The 14213-nt window shown below is 64.6% G+C and carries 16 protein-coding genes, 1 pseudogene and 1 riboswitch; of the genes and pseudogenes, 7 read left to right on the top strand and 10 right to left on the bottom strand.

Translation table 11 applies throughout. The features are described 5' to 3' along the window. The first annotated feature begins 7 nt into the window (after window positions 1-7). From F7D01_RS09235 to F7D01_RS09225, 3 genes are all read left to right on the top strand, one after another. Window positions 8-1663, top strand: coding sequence for a DNA methyltransferase (locus tag F7D01_RS09235; protein WP_215227317.1), 1656 nt, complete (start codon window positions 8-10; stop codon window positions 1661-1663). Between the two features lie 6 nt (window positions 1664-1669). Beyond that, window positions 1670-2590 (top strand): GIY-YIG nuclease family protein, encoded by a 921-nt coding sequence (locus tag F7D01_RS09230; RefSeq protein ID WP_215227316.1) that lies wholly within the window; start codon window positions 1670-1672, stop codon window positions 2588-2590. Window positions 2591-2676: 86 nt separating this feature from the next. After that, on the top strand, window positions 2677-2868 hold the full coding sequence (locus tag F7D01_RS09225) for a hypothetical protein (RefSeq protein WP_215227315.1): 192 nt from the start codon (window positions 2677-2679) through the stop codon (window positions 2866-2868). A 252-nt stretch (window positions 2869-3120) separates the two neighbouring features. Here the strand turns inward: F7D01_RS09225 and F7D01_RS09220 are convergent, their stop codons facing one another. Then, window positions 3121-4404 carry an aspartate kinase gene (locus F7D01_RS09220; protein ID WP_215229743.1) on the bottom strand — a complete coding sequence of 428 codons (1284 nt, stop codon included), beginning with the start codon at window positions 4402-4404 and terminating at the stop codon, window positions 3121-3123. 73 nt (window positions 4405-4477) lie between these two features. Here F7D01_RS09220 and ubiG point away from each other — a divergent pair, with 73 nt between their 5' ends. Next, window positions 4478-5236 carry a bifunctional 2-polyprenyl-6-hydroxyphenol methylase/3-demethylubiquinol 3-O-methyltransferase UbiG gene (ubiG, locus tag F7D01_RS09215; RefSeq protein ID WP_215227314.1) on the top strand — a complete coding sequence of 253 codons (759 nt, stop codon included), beginning with the start codon at window positions 4478-4480 and terminating at the stop codon, window positions 5234-5236. A 4-nt stretch (window positions 5237-5240) separates the two neighbouring features. Here ubiG and F7D01_RS09210 read toward each other — a convergent pair whose 3' ends face one another. Continuing rightward, window positions 5241-6278 (bottom strand): glycerophosphodiester phosphodiesterase, encoded by a 1038-nt coding sequence (locus F7D01_RS09210; RefSeq protein ID WP_215227313.1) that lies wholly within the window; start codon window positions 6276-6278, stop codon window positions 5241-5243. After that, window positions 6272-6616 carry an ArsC family reductase gene (locus F7D01_RS09205; RefSeq protein ID WP_215227312.1) on the bottom strand — a complete coding sequence of 115 codons (345 nt, stop codon included), beginning with the start codon at window positions 6614-6616 and terminating at the stop codon, window positions 6272-6274. Before F7D01_RS09205 ends, F7D01_RS09210 begins: the two co-directional genes overlap by 7 nt. 187 nt (window positions 6617-6803) lie before the next feature. After that, a riboswitch (yybP-ykoY riboswitch) is annotated at window positions 6804-6911 on the top strand. 91 nt (window positions 6912-7002) lie between these two features. On the opposite strand from F7D01_RS09205, the gene F7D01_RS09200 reads away from it, so the two are divergent. Continuing rightward, entirely contained in the window at window positions 7003-7572 is a 570-nt protein-coding gene (locus F7D01_RS09200; protein ID WP_215227311.1) for a TMEM165/GDT1 family protein, read from the top strand. Window positions 7573-7581: 9 nt separating this feature from the next. Here the strand turns inward: F7D01_RS09200 and ruvC are convergent, their stop codons facing one another. The 7 genes and pseudogenes from ruvC to F7D01_RS09165 all read right to left on the bottom strand — a co-directional run bounded on the left by ruvC (window position 7582) and on the right by F7D01_RS09165 (window position 11472). Continuing rightward, the gene (gene ruvC / locus F7D01_RS09195) at window positions 7582-8052 is read right to left on the bottom strand and encodes a crossover junction endodeoxyribonuclease RuvC (RefSeq protein ID WP_215227310.1); all 471 of its coding nucleotides are present in this window, start codon (window positions 8050-8052) and stop codon (window positions 7582-7584) included. A gap of 13 nt (window positions 8053-8065) precedes the next feature. Further along, window positions 8066-8416 (bottom strand): DUF3147 family protein, encoded by a 351-nt coding sequence (locus F7D01_RS09190; protein ID WP_215227309.1) that lies wholly within the window; start codon window positions 8414-8416, stop codon window positions 8066-8068. After that, window positions 8416-9162, bottom strand: coding sequence for a YebC/PmpR family DNA-binding transcriptional regulator (locus F7D01_RS09185; protein WP_215227308.1), 747 nt, complete (start codon window positions 9160-9162; stop codon window positions 8416-8418). The genes F7D01_RS09190 and F7D01_RS09185 overlap by 1 nt, the downstream gene beginning before the upstream one ends. A gap of 344 nt (window positions 9163-9506) precedes the next feature. Continuing rightward, complete coding sequence (locus F7D01_RS09180; RefSeq protein WP_251566672.1) at window positions 9507-9854, bottom strand: heavy metal-binding domain-containing protein; 348 nt, start codon at window positions 9852-9854, stop codon at window positions 9507-9509. Window positions 9855-9870: 16 nt separating this feature from the next. Further along, window positions 9871-10752, bottom strand: coding sequence for an SDR family oxidoreductase (locus tag F7D01_RS09175; protein ID WP_215227307.1), 882 nt, complete (start codon window positions 10750-10752; stop codon window positions 9871-9873). A gap of 86 nt (window positions 10753-10838) precedes the next feature. Further along, window positions 10839-11075: a DUF2312 domain-containing protein gene (locus F7D01_RS09170; protein ID WP_215227306.1), complete on the bottom strand. Its 237-nt coding sequence runs from the start codon at window positions 11073-11075 to the stop codon at window positions 10839-10841. A gap of 83 nt (window positions 11076-11158) precedes the next feature. Beyond that, window positions 11159-11472, bottom strand: a pseudogene (locus tag F7D01_RS09165) (DUF1244 domain-containing protein). Window positions 11473-11530: 58 nt separating this feature from the next. Between F7D01_RS09165 and pyk the strand changes: the two are divergent. Then, window positions 11531-13009: a pyruvate kinase gene (pyk, locus tag F7D01_RS09160; RefSeq protein ID WP_215227305.1), complete on the top strand. Its 1479-nt coding sequence runs from the start codon at window positions 11531-11533 to the stop codon at window positions 13007-13009. A gap of 165 nt (window positions 13010-13174) precedes the next feature. Then, window positions 13175-14209 (top strand): collagen-binding domain-containing protein, encoded by a 1035-nt coding sequence (locus F7D01_RS09155; RefSeq protein ID WP_215227304.1) that lies wholly within the window; start codon window positions 13175-13177, stop codon window positions 14207-14209. Window positions 14210-14213 lie beyond the last annotated feature (4 nt).

The following is a 14213-nucleotide window of genomic DNA, read 5'->3' as shown; positions in this document are numbered from 1 at the left end:
AGCGGAAATGGGACGCCAGAACACGCGGCGAAGGGGGGCCATCGTGACCAACGCGCTTTATTTCGGCGACAATCTGCATGTGCTGCGCGAGCACATCGCGGATGAGAGCGTCGACCTCGTCTATCTCGACCCGCCGTTCAATTCGAACGCCAATTACAATATCCTGTTCAAGGGGCCGGAGGGCGGCCAGTCCGAAAGCCAGATCGAGGCGTTCGAGGATACCTGGCACTGGAACGAGAGCGCGGAGAGCGCCTTCGACGAGGTGATGCGCAGCGGGAATACCGACGCCTACACGCTGCTGCGCGCGATGCGCGAGTTCCTCGGCGACAACGACATGATGGCCTATCTCGCCATGATGGCGGTGCGGCTGATCGAGTTGCACCGAGTGCTGAAGCCGACCGGTTCGCTGTATCTGCACTGCGACCCGACAGCGAGCCACTACCTCAAGCTGCTGCTGGATGGAGTGTTTGGGGCGACAAATTATCGGAACGAGATCGTCTGGAAGCGCACCACAACACACAGCGACAGCAAGACGTGGAGCAAAGTGTCTGACGTCATACTTTTTTACACAAAGTCGAAGAATTTCGTGTGGAATACGCCTCGCGACGCGCATTCAAATGATTATGTCTCGAACAAGTACCGATACGACGATGGCGACGGTCGTGGACTTTACCGTCTTGATAATATGACTAGCCCCAATCCGCGTCCAAAAATGATGTATGATTGGCATGGCTTCCCGTTTCCCCCCAAAGGTTGGCGCTATCAGCGGGACACTATGCAAAAGCTACATCATGAGGGTCGCATACACTACCCAACGCGAAGCGACGGAAGCCTAGACCATTCAAAGCGGCCGCAGCTTAAGCGCTATTTAAATGAGATGGAGGGCGGGGTTATGGGCACAGTTTGGTCGGATATCCGACCGATCAACTCCCAAGCCCAAGAACGCCTCGGCTACCCGACGCAAAAGCCCCTCGCCCTGCTCGAACGCATAATCGCCGCCTCCTCCAACGAAGGCGACGTCGTGCTCGACCCGTTCTGCGGCTGCGGCACGGCGGTCCATGCGGCGCAGAAACTGCGGCGACAGTGGATCGGGATCGACGTCACCCATCTCGCCATCGGCCTGATCGAGAAGCGGATGACCGAAGCCTTCCCCGGCCTGGAATTCGAGGTGAAGGGTCGCCCGCAATCGCTCAAGGCTGCCGAGGACCTCGCCCGGCGCGACAAGCACCAGTTCGAGCTGTGGGCCCTGTCGGTGGTCGAAGCCGATCCATGGAAGGGCGGACGCAAGGGTGCCGATACCGGCATCGATGGCATCGTCTGGTTCAAGCCGGACGGCAAGAAGACCGAAAAGGCGATCGTGGAGGTCAAGGGCGGCGGCGTCGGACCCAAGGATATTGGTCGGCTGGCGCAGGTGATGGAGCGCGAGAACGCCAAGATCGGCGTCTTCCTGACCGCCCGACTGCCCACCCGCGCAATGGAGCGCGACGCCGCTGCGGTCGGCATGTGGGAAAACGAGTATACCGGGCGCAAGCACGCCCGCCTCCAGATTATCACGCTGGCCGAACTGTTCCAGAACAAGCGGCCCGACATCCCGTGGGTCGACACCAGCCTCGCCCGCAAGGCGAAGCGGGAGGACACAACCAAGCAGGGCAAGCTGCTGTAATTGGCTATGAGTGAACCATTCACCTTACGCGTTTTCATTCCATCCGGTGACCCGGAAGGCACCCGGATTATTGACCGCATGAACTGGACGGGACGAGCGTATTACGTCCCCCGCGAAGACTGGCCGAATGTGCGTAAGCGGGCCGAACTCGGGGCACCCGGTGTTTATATTCTGCTCGGGCGCGAAGAGGATGAACTGGGCAACGAATATCCTGTGGTTTATATCGGACAGGCAGAGGACATTAGGAATCGACTGGACCAGCATGATGCCCAGAAGGAATTCTGGGAGCGCGCGATGTTCTTCCTTTCCGCGAACCATGGCCTTAACCGCGCTCACATCCTGTGGCTCGAATGGTCATTGATGAAGCAGGCGAAGGAAGCCGACCGGAGCAAACTCGAAAATGGACTCACTCATACCGAACCTATGCTCAGCGAAAGCGAAAAAGCCGACACACGAGCATTCCTAAATGAGATTTTGCGGCTGATGCCTGTGATGGGCGTCCACATTTTTGAAATGGGCAAGACGATGGTGCCCTCTCACAACGAAATTATTGAGAAGGTCGAGGTAGCGCCGACCATCCCGGACGTGATCGTTGTTCCAGCCAAGCCGGAAGGCTTCCAATCTGCCTTTATAAGCAGCAATGCGTGGTGGGCGATCCGCATCGCCGCCAAGCATTTGCCGAACCTAAAATGGATCGCCGCCTATCAGGTCAGCCCAGTTGCCGCAGTGACTCACATCGCCGAGATCGAACGCTTCGAACCGTATGGAGACGAAGGGAAATACAAGGTCGTATTTAAAGGACCGGCAAAGAAGCTCGATAATCCAATTCCTTTTGCCAATGCTGTGTCTGGCGCGATGCAGGGACCACGTTATTGTACTAAGGGCAACTTCGACGCAGCTGAAACAGTTGCAGATCTTGTTAAATGATGCGGCGGCTTCGATAGAGTCCAAACCGATCGCGGTGTACGCGACATAAAACTCGCCGCTAGACACCTGAACGCGAAAGGATGCCGATGCCTGTCGATCCCTTCTCCGCCCACGAGGCGCTCGATCGCGCCTCTCTCCTGTCCGATATGTGGGATCGCTCGATTACCGAGCATTCCTTCGTGAACGACAACCCGACGCTCAAGGCCGAGGCCGAGCGTATCGGCGAAGCCATCGGCGCGTTCTACCAGATGGTAGGCCAGCAGCAGCCGCTCGACTGATTTTCCTACTCGCCCACCCCGCGCTACCAGCAGGGGGTGACAGGCTCACCCCCTTCCCGCGCGCATGGAGCGATCGGCGCTTTAGCAGGCACGCGCCCTCGCACAGGCGCGCGTTCGCGCGCCGCCCACCTGTCCGTCCGGGGGGGGGCGTGCGGCGAATTGTCGCGCTATGTCAGGCAGATATGCGTCGGCGGCGAAAGTGACGCGCTGTCACCTTCGTCACCCTGACGGCGAATTTCTTGCAGGGTCGGCCTACGCCGCCTCGTCGGCCCCGGCGTCCAGCCCGTATGCGGTGTGGAGCACGCGCACGGCCAGCTCGGTCTCGTCCTCGTCGATCATCACGCTGACCTTGATCTCGCTGGTGGAGATCGCCTGGATGTTGATGCCGCGTTCGGACAGGGCGCGGAACATGGTGCTGGCGACGCCCGCGTGGCTTTTCATCCCCACGCCCACCACGCTGATCTTCGCGATGTGGCTGTCGGTGATGATGCGGTTGAAGCCGATGGTGGGCCGCCGGTCTTCCAGCAGCGCCTGCGCACGCGGCAGATCGGTCTGCGGCACGGTGAAGGTGACGTCCGTCTCCCCCTTGTCGCGGCCCACGTTCTGGATGATCATGTCGACATTGATGCCCGCGCCCGCCAGCGGCTCGAAGATCTCGGCCACCGCGCCCGGCTTGTCCGGCACGCGGGTGAGGATGATCTTCGCCTCGTTCTTGTCGTGCGCGATACCGGTGACCAGCTGGCGTTCCATTTCGCCTCCTTCGATGAGTTCTTCCATTTCGGCTTCCGACACGATCATCGTGCCGGGCAGGTCGTCGGCCGGGACCGCGTCTTCCCCCACGAAGCTGGAGAGGACCTGGACGCGCACCCCCTCCTTCATCGCGAGGCCGACGGAGCGGGTCTGCAGCACCTTGGCGCCGACGCTGGCAAGCTCCAGCATCTCCTCGTACGTCACCGCCTTCAGCTTGCGCGCGCGGGCGACGATGCGCGGATCGGTGGTGTAGACGCCGTCGACGTCGGTGTAGATGTCGCACCGGTCCGCGCCCACCGCCGCCGCGATCGCGACCGCGCTGGTGTCCGATCCCCCGCGGCCCATGGTGGTGACGCGGCCCTCGCCCGACAGGCCCTGAAACCCGGGGATGACGGCGATGGAGCCGCGGCCCATGCTGTCGAGCAGGGCGGCATTGTCGATCGCCTCGACCCGCGCCTTGGCATGGGATTCGATGGTGCGGACGGGGAGCTGCCAGCCGAGCCAGCTGCGCGCCTCCAGCCCCAGGGACTGGAGCGTGAGGGCGAGGAGGCCGGCGGTCACCTGCTCTCCGCTGGCGACGACGACGTCGTATTCCGCCGGGTCGTACAGCGCGTGGGCCTCCCGCGCGAAATTGACGAGGCGATCGGTCTCCCCCGCCATCGCGGAAACGACCACCGCCACCTCGTCGCGCGTACCATCGGGCCGGGGCGCGGCCTGGCGGCGCACGATCTGCGCCACGCGGCGAATGCGCTCCGTCCCCGCCATGGAGGTGCCGCCGAATTTCATCACGATGCGGGCCACGGTCCCTCCGTCATCCTCTCCGCTGGTGCGAGCGCGCCCGCGCTGTTACGAAGCGCGCATGGGCGATGCAACATCTGCTGCGAATAGCAAATCTTCGGACGGCGCAACCATCCGCGCCAGCGAGGCTGAACATTTCGGTCGGCTGGCGGCGGACTGGTGGGACCCGCGCGGTAGCTCCGCCATGCTCCACCGGCTCAACCCGGTGCGGCTGGAATTCGTGCGCGCCGCGATCGACCGGCACTGGGCGAAGGACGTCGCCGGGTTCCACCCGCTGGCGGGCAAGCGCGCGCTCGATGTGGGCTGCGGTGCCGGCCTCCTCGCCGAGCCGCTGGCACGGCTAGGCGCGGAGGTGACGGGCGTCGACGCGGCGGCGGAGAACATCGCGGTGGCGCGCGACCACGCGGCGAAAGCCGGGTTCGACATCGCGTACCATGCGGGCGAACTGGGCGAACTCGAGCTCGGCACATTCGACCTCGTCACCTGCATGGAAGTGATCGAGCACGTCGCGTCCAAGCCTGCGCTGATCGCGGCGCTGCGGCTGGCGCTGGCGGACGACGGGCTGCTGATCCTTTCCACCCCGAACCGCACCCCGCAATCGAAGCTGCTGCTGGTCGAGGGGGCGGAGCTGACGGGCATGATCCCGCGCGGCACCCACCATTGGGACGACTTCGTCACGCCCGAGGAACTGACCGATCTGCTGACCGCAGCGGGGCTGGAAGTGACCGAGACCCGCGGCATCGCCTGGCGTCCGGACAAGGGGCTGCACCTGTCGGACGACAGCTCGGTCAACTACATCCTCGCCGCGCGCCGCGCCTGAAACGCTACTTCGCGGCCCGCGCCGCGATCGCCTGACCCGGTACGTCAGTGAAGATGCCATCGACGCCGGCCGCGATGAGCAGCTTTTGCAGCGCTGCCATATTGCCCGGCGCGGCTTCACCCCCCGGCTGTTGAAGCGCGGGCGGGAGGAAGGCGTTCTCGGGCCGCAGTGTCCAGGCATGAACCTTCAGCCCGGCCGCGTGCGCAGCGGCGACGACGGGCGTCGGGCTGCCGTCGTCTGTGAGCAGCACCCGGATTTCCGCACCTATGCCATCCGCATATTTCGCGATGTCGGCAAGGCCCGCCGGGGTCAGCATCTCGGCATAGGTCGTACCCGGCATGTCCGCCGGCCCGCCGTCGGCCGAGGCGAGCTGGACCAGCCGGTAATCGCTGCGCTGCGCCAGTCGCCTGAGCGGTTCGACCTCGAAGCACTGGATGAAGATCGGGTCGGCGGGTTCGATCCCCTCCTTCTTCAGGGCCAGCAGCAGCAGGTCGACTGTGTCGATACCCGCATCCTGCAACAGGAATTGCGGGTGCTTGAGTTCGGGATAGAGGCCGATCTTGCGCCCCGTTTCCGCTTCCTTCGCGCGGACCAGCTTCACGATCTGGGCGAATGTGGGAATGGGGTAGAGCCCGTCGAACCGCGCATTGGCGGGGCGCAGACCGGGCAGGCGCTCGCGCGCGTGGAGCGTCTGCAGCTCGGCCAGCGTGAAATCCTCCACGAACCAGCCATTGACCAGCTCGCCATCGACCGTCTTCGCGCGGCGGCGATCCGCGAATTCGGGATGATCGGCAATGTCGGTGGTGCCCGAAATCTCGTTCTCGTGCCGCGCGACCAGCACACCGTCCTTGGTCGGCACGAGGTCGGGCTCGATATAGTCCGCGCCCTGATCGATCGCCCGTTCGTAGGATGCGAGCGTGTGCTCGGGCCGCTCCCCGCTGGCGCCGCGATGGGCGATGACGATCGGTGCCCGGTCCTGCGCTTGAGCCTGCGCGACGTGCGCTGTGGCGAGCAGGCCTAGCGCCGCCAGCCATTTCAGCACAGCGCCGCCTCCCACCGATTCTCGGAGAAGCCGACCAGCAGACCGCCAGAATGCTCGACCACAGGGCGCTTTATCATCGCCGGATTGGCGGCCATCACCGCCGCCGCGCCGCCGCCGTCGATCTCCGCCTTCTGCGCGGGGCTGAGCTGGCGATAGGTCGTCCCGCGGGTGTTGAGCACGGTGCCCAGCCCCTTCTCGTCGACCCAGGCATGGATCTTGTACCGGTCCGCGCCGTCCTTGCGAAAATCGTGGAAGTTGTAGGCGAGCCCCTTCGCGTCGAGCCATTTGCGCGCCTTGCGCACGGTGTCGCAGTTGGGAATGCCGTAAAGGGTGATCATGCGGGAAGTCCTACAGGATGGAACACATGGAACAGTGTCCTGGGGGCGAAAAAACCGCCGGTTGGCGGTGCATCGGCCGACGGGTTAGCGGATTGGTGTTGCGCGGTCATGAACCCGCCCTAGCGTCTCGGCGGGACGTAGGACAGGTGCGCGGCGCATTGCGCCACGCAGCCTGGCCTGCTAGCGCCGCCCCGTCATCTGGGGAGTAGCCCGCCACCCGATCATCGGGCGGTGCGCCCGCGTCAACATACTTGGCCGAGAGGTCATGGCGCGGCGGGGACGGTCGGACCGTCCCGGGCGAGACCAATGACATCGCGCTTTCGCCCGGCCGGGCGGGAGGTGCGATGTCGTTGCTGTCTCGTTTCGCCCGGCCCGGAGATCTGTTCATGGAACCCATCCTCACATCCGCCGCGGTGGTCGCGCTCGCCGAGATCGGCGACAAGACGATGCTGCTGGCGATCGTGCTCGCCACCCGTTTTCGCAAGCCCGTGCCGATCATCCTCGGCATCCTGTTCGCAACGCTCGCCAACCACGCGATTGCCGCCTTCCTCGGCCATTCGATCGCGAGCCTGCTGGAAGGGGCGTGGTTCCGCTATGCCGTGGGCGCCAGCTTCGTCGCCATGGCGGCGTGGACGCTCGTTCCCGACAAGCTGGACGAGGACGAGGCACCAAGGCCGTCGCGCCACGGCGCGTTCCTGACCACGCTGGTCGCGTTCTTCCTGGTCGAGATCGGCGACAAGACGCAGGTCGCCACCATCGCGCTGGGGGCGCAATTTGCCAGCGTGACACTGGTCACGATCGGCACGACGCTGGGCATGATGCTGGCGAACGTGCCCGCGGTGCTGCTGGGTCACTCCATCGTGGAACGCGTCTCGCTCAAATGGGTGCGCGCGATCGCCGCACTGCTGTTCCTGGCGGTCGGCATCTGGGTGATCGCTGATACCGCGATGGGCTGAACGGCGGGCCTAGCGGGGGGCCAGGTGCGCATCCGCGATGGCGACGGCGAGCGCGTCGGCGGCGTCGGCGCCGGCTACCTTCACCCCGGGCAGCAGGACCTTCAGCATCGCCTGCACCTGTGTTTTGTCGGCGCCGCCGGTGCCGACGACCGCCTTCTTCACGAGGCGTGCGGCGTGTTCGCGGACCTCCAAGCCCGCTGTGCCGCATGTGGCCAGCACCGCGCCGCGCGCTTGTGCCAGCTTCAGCGTCGATTGCGGGTTCTTGTTGACGAACACCTCCTCCGCCGCCGCACGGTCAGGTCGGTACTCGGCGATCACGGCGCCGAGCGCCGCTTGCAGCGCCGCGAGGCGCTGCGCCATCGGAGCTTTCGCCGGCGTCGGTATCTGGCCGTTGGCGATATGCGCGATGCGGCTGCCCTCGGCGCGGATAACGCCCCAACCGGTGCAGCTGAGCGATGGGTCGAGGCCGAGTATTACCATGGCGAAGCTGCGCTCAGAGCTTCAGCCCGAGCCGCGGTCCGATCGCGCTCATGCCCAGATACAGCACCACGGTCAGCGCGCATCCGGCCAGCAGCGCGATCCAGAAATTGGTCCCCGAGCGAAGGAGTACCGGGATCAGCAGGAACATCGGCAGACTGGGCAGGACGTACCAGAAGGTCGCCTGCGCGTGGATCGCCATATTTTCCGCATCGGGTCGTGCGTGCCACAGGAAGATCATCCCCAGCACCGACACGAGCGGCAACGACGCGACGATCGCCGCGGTCGCGGGCAGGCGTCGACCGATCTCCGCTATGGCTGCGATCATCACCCCGGCGAGCGCCGCCTTGGCGATGAAGCTCCACATTACCCCTCCACCTTCTCCATCACATCGTCGGAGATGTCGTAATTGCCCCATACGGTCTGCACGTCGTCGTCATCGTCGAGCACGTCGATCAACTTCAGCAGCGTGGAGGCACCCTGTTCGTCCATGTCAACGGTGAGGTTGGGCTTCCACGCGAGCTTGACCTCCTGCGCCTCGCCCAGCGATTTCTCCAGGTCGGAGGCGACCTGGTGCAGATCCTCCGCCGCGGTCCAGATCTCGTGGCCATCATCGGTGCTGGTGATGTCCTCCGCGCCTGCTTCCATCGCCGCTTCGAGCACCTTGTCCTCGCCGCCCGCATCGGCGGGGTACATGATGTAGCCCAGCCGCTCGAAGCCGTGGACCACGCTGCCCTCGGTGCCGAGATTGCCGCCATGCTTGCTGAAAGCGGTGCGAATGGATGTGGCGGTACGGTTGCGGTTGTCGGTCAGGGTCTCGACGATGATCGCGCTGCCGCCGGGGCCGTAGCCTTCGTAGCGGACCTCCTCGTAATTGTCGCCGTCCGCCGCGCTCGCCTTGTCGATCGCGCGCTGGATGTTGTCCTTGGGCATGGACTGCGCCTTTGCCGCATTCACCGCCAAACGCAGGCGCGGGTTCATGTCGGGATCGGGCATCCCCATCTTCGCCGCGACGGTGATCTCGCGGCTGAGCTTGGAGAACAGGTTGGAGCGCTTCTTATCCTGCGCCCCCTTGCGGTGCATGATGTTCTTGAACTTGGAATGGCCTGCCATGATTACCCCAAAAAGTGGTACTTTTTGGGGACCCCAACGCGGGGTCCCGCTGTGCGGAGAGCCTTACACCGGGTGATCGGTTGGGGGCAACTACGAGACTATCAACGAATCCAGCGATGCCCGCTCGGCTCACTTCTCAGAGCGAGAAAAGGAGAAGAAAAGGACCAAAAGCGCGACCACTGGCCATTCAGGCAGCGCGGTGATAAATGCGCCGAGACCCGATTGGCCATCTTATGGCGCTCCAGCATATTCGAGCCCGAAGCCAACCAGGAAGATGGCGGCAAAAGTCACGCCGAAAGCTAGCGCACTACGCGGGATAGCCACGCCCAAGCGCGTGGCGATAGTCAAACCCTAACCGCCGTCCCGCTCGCGCTTACCATCAGCATTGAACCGGTATCGCCGATCACCTCGTAATCGAGGTCGACGCCCACCACCGCGTTGCCGCCGCGGCTGCCGCATTCGGCCTGCAGTTCCTGGATCGCCTGTTCGCGCGCGTCGCGCAGGATGCGTTCGTAGCTGCCCGATCTGCCGCCCACGATGTCGCGGATATTGGCGAACAGGTCGCGGAACAGGTTCGCGCCGACGATCACCTCGCCGGTTACGATGCCCAGATAATCCTGGATCGGCTTGCCCTCGATCGTGGGCGTTGTGGTCACGACGATGTCGCGCGCGTCTTTCCAGGGGCCTGCCATGGTGGCTCTCTCCTTCTCAGCCGTTGATCACGGACCCGCCATTGGGATGCAGGACCTGCCCCGACATATAGGACGAGTCGTTGCAGGCAAGGAAGAGGAAGGATGGGGCAACCTCGTTCGGCTGGCCCGGGCGGCCCATCGGCGTGCTCTCGCCGAAGTCGGGAATGTTCTCCTTCGGCTGCCCGCCCGAAGGGTTGAGCGGCGTCCAGATCGGCCCCGGCGCGACGGCGTTCACGCGGATGCCGTCCTCGATCAGGTTCTCCGACAGAGAGCGGGTGAAGGCGGTGATCGCGCCCTTGGTGCTCGAATAGTCGAGCAGGATCGGCTGCCCCTGATACATCGTCACGCTGGTGCAGTTCACGATCGCCGCGCCCTTCTTCAGATGCGGCCGCGCGGCTTGGACCAGATAGAACTGCGAGAAGATATTGGTCTGGAAGGTGCGCTGCAGCTGCTCGGCGGTGATGTCGCGAATATCCTCATCCGGATGCTGCTCGCCCGCGATGTTCACCAGCACGTCGACCTGGCCGAACGTGTCGATGGTCTTCTCGACCAGCTTGGCACCGGTTTCCTGCTTGCCCAGATCGCCGCGGAAGGTGAAGGCACGCGCGCCTTCCGCTTCGCACAGCTCGCGGGTCTTCTCGGCATCGTCGTCTTCGCACAGATAGGCGATCGCGACATTCGCGCCCTCGCGCGCGAACAGCACCGCAGTGGCGCGCCCGATGCCGCTGTCGGCGCCGGTGACGATCGCCACCTTGCCCTTCAGCCGCCCCGAGCCCGGATAGCGCGGGCGCCAGTCGGGCTTGTCGTCCATCTGCGATTCGTGGCCCGGCATGCCGGGCTCTTCGCTGATGGGTTCGATGAAATTGGCGTCGGCGCTTCCGGTAGCCTGTTCAGTCATGGTCGGTCCTTCGATTTTAGGTTCGAAAGATCAACCACTTGGCCTGCGCACCTGTTCCGATGCGCCCGTCGCGGCGGGGCAACGCCTCAACCCATGCCGAGCGCGGCCTTGTAGGTGTCGAGGATCATTTCCTGCTCGCTGCGATCGTCCGGCTTCATCTTACGCAGGCGCACGATCTGGCGCATGATCTTCGGGTCGTAGCCGGTCGCCTTCGCCTCCGCATAGACGTCGCGGATATCGTCGGCGATGCCCTTCTTCTCTTCCTCGAGGCGTTCGATACGCTCGATCAGCAGGCGCAGGCGGTCGTCGGTGGCTTCGGCCATCTTGGGTGTTCTCCGGCAAAAATCAGAATCGGTTGGCGGCTCGATAGCCAGCCGCGCGCGGGCGGTGAACCCTGGCGCTAAGATTAATCCGCCGCGTTCTTCGCGACGCTGGCCTTCATCCGTTCCAGTTGCTCTTCGGTCGCGGGCGACTGGTGCCGCTCTTTCCACTCGTCGGCCGGCATGCCGTGATCAGCGCCCGCGCCTGGGCCTTGTCGCCTTCGTACCCGGCATCGCGGATCCAGTCGGCAAGGCAATTGCGGCAGAAGCCTGACAGGCCCATGAGATCGATGTTCTGCGCGTCGTGCCGGTGGCGCAGATGGCGCACCAGCCGGCGGAAGGCGGCGGCGGCGGTCGCATCGTCCAGCGTATCGAGCGGGTCGGGTGCATTCGTATCCATTCGGGGTCCTTCGGCTTCGTCCTTGAGTTGCAACGCGCCTGTGCCATAGCGTTGCTCCATGCAAAAGCTCGATCCGCCGAAGTTCGATCCGAGGGGCCGCAAGGTCAAGATCCTCGCCACCACCGGCCCCGCCAGCCGCTCCCCCGAAATGCTGCGCAAGCTGTACAAGGCCGGTGCCGACGCCTTCCGCGTCAATATGAGCCATGGCGATCATGCGACGCACGCGGAGACCATCCGGGCGATCCGGCAGGTGGAGAAGGAATTCGGCCGCCCGATCGCGATCTTCTGCGACCTGCAGGGGCCGAAACTGCGCGTCGGCACGTTCAAGGACGGCAAGGCGGTGATCCGCCATTCGGGTCACTTCACGCTCGACCGCAATCCCGAACCCGGCGACGAGACCCGGGTCGAGCTGCCCCATCCCGAACTGTTCGGCCTGTTGGAGAAGGGGCAGCGCCTCCTGATCAACGACGGCAAGATCAAGCTGCGGGTGATCCGCGCGGACGAAAACGAGATACTGTGCTCGGCCGAGGTCGGCGGGGTCATCTCCGACCGCAAGGGCGTGAACGTGCCCGACGCCGAGATTCCCATTCCGGCGCTGACCGAAAAGGACCGGCGCGACCTCGCTTTCGCGGTGGAGCAGGGCGCGGACTGGATCGGCCTCTCCTTCGTCCAGCGGCCCGACGATCTGGCGGAAACGCGCAAGCTGATGGGCGGCGGCGCGCAGATCCCGGCGCTGTGCGCCAAGATCGAGAAACCCATGGCGGTGCGCCGCCTGGCCGAGATCATCGAGCTGTCCGACGGCGTGATGGTGGCGCGCGGGGACCTGGGCGTCGAACTCGATCCCGAAGAAGTCCCACCGCTGCAGAAGCGGATCGTCAACGATACGCGCTTGGCGGGCAAGCCGGTAATCGTGGCGACGCAGATGCTCGAATCGATGATCGAGAGCCCGACCCCGACCCGCGCCGAGGTGTCCGACGTCGCCAATGCGGTTTACGACGGTGCGGATGCGGTGATGCTGAGCGCGGAAACCGCGGCGGGCGACTGGCCGGAGGAAGCGGTGACGATCATGCACCGCATCGCCCGGCAGGTGGAAAACGACGATGCCTATCTCGGCCGCGTGCGCTTCCTCGAAACCGCGCCCGATCCGACCACTGCGGATGCCCTAGCCCATGCCTGCATGACCATCGCCGATACCGTCCCGATCGGGGCCGTCACGGTGTTCACGGGATCGGGCAGCACGGCCCGGCGCGTGGCGCGCGAGCGGCCCAAGGTGCCGATGCTGGTGCTGACTCCATCGACCCGGATCGCCCGTCGGCTCGCCCTGCTGTGGGGCGCACACGCAGTGGCGACGCGCGACATCGGCAGCTTCGAGGAGATGATCGCCAAGGGCAAGCGCATGGCCTTGCGCCATGGGTTCGGCCAAGCCGGCGCGAAGCTGATCGCGCTGGCGGGCGTTCCCTTCGGTACGCCGGGCAGCACCAATCTGCTGCACGTCGTCACCCTGACCGGCAACGAGCTGGACCAGCACGCGGAATAGGGAACGCGCGCCCATCGGCGGGCCGGGCACGATACCGCCCGTCTCCGAGGCTTGACAAGTGTGTCATTCCGGGATCGGCGGCGTTCACGCGCTTGCCGAGCTGGCCGCGTGGATGTAATTGCGCGCGCATCTATGGTTAGCGGGTCGTTCAGGGAGTTTCCAAGCATGCGCAAGATCGCCTTTTCGGCCATGGCGTCCGTCGCCGTCACACTGCTCGCTACGCCAGCCGCCGCAGCCCCGGTCATCACCGGCACCGATGCGATGCGCGAATGGAACCTGATCGTTCTGGGCGACCTGAAGTCCAGCTCGGAAGTCGAAGGGCGCACCTTCGTCGGCGGAAACCTCAACGGAAACTCTTCGAACTATCAGATCAAGCAGGTTGCGCCTTCTAGCAATGGCACGCCCGGCCTGACCGTGGTCGGCGACGTCAATGGCGGCACCAAGAACCTGCAGGGCGGTGCCAATGTCGGCGGAACGGTGAACAGCGGCTTCAACCTGAACGGTCCGGCGCAGACGGTGAACGCGGGCGGCGCGGTCAAGAACACCAATGTCAACCAGAACACCGTGAACCAGAATCTGAACGGAACCAATCCGGCCTTTGCCGCGGGCCTCGCAGCGCAGGGGAATGCGCTGACCCAGTCGCTGGGCGCGCTTTCGACCGACCTGTCCGGCATGACCGCGACCAATATCGCCGATTTCACCTTCAACCGCGGTACCTTCAACGTGCTGCCGGATTCGATGGGGCAGGCGGTCTTCTCGATCACGGGCGATCAGCTCAATTCGATCGGTGAAATCCAGTTCAACCTCAACGGTGCGAAAACCGTCGTCATCAATGTGGCCGGCAAGGACATCGTGTTGAACGACAACTTCCTGGGCAATTCGAATGGCCTGGGCACCAATGTGCTGTGGAATTTCTACCAGGCCACCACCATCCGCAACAGCACCGCCTTCTACGGTTCGGTCCTGGCCCCCAATGCCGCGGCGACGCTGGGCAATTTCATCCAGGGCAGCACCGTCGTGAAGAGCGCGGTGCAGAACGGCGAAGTCCATCTCGGCGCGCTGGGCGGCGAATTCAATCCGACCGCCGGCGGCGTGCCCGAGCCCACGACCTGGGCGATGCTCGTCCTCGGCTTCGGCCTCATCGGCGGCATGATGCGCTCCGCCAAGCGGCGCCCGCGCAAGGCCGCGCTGGCTGCCTGAGCGC

This window comes from Erythrobacter sp. 3-20A1M (genome assembly GCF_018636735.1).
Lineage (GTDB): Bacteria > Pseudomonadota > Alphaproteobacteria > Sphingomonadales > Sphingomonadaceae > Alteriqipengyuania.
Note: the sequence above shows the minus strand (reverse complement) of the source record. Positions and strands in the feature narration are given on the sequence as shown.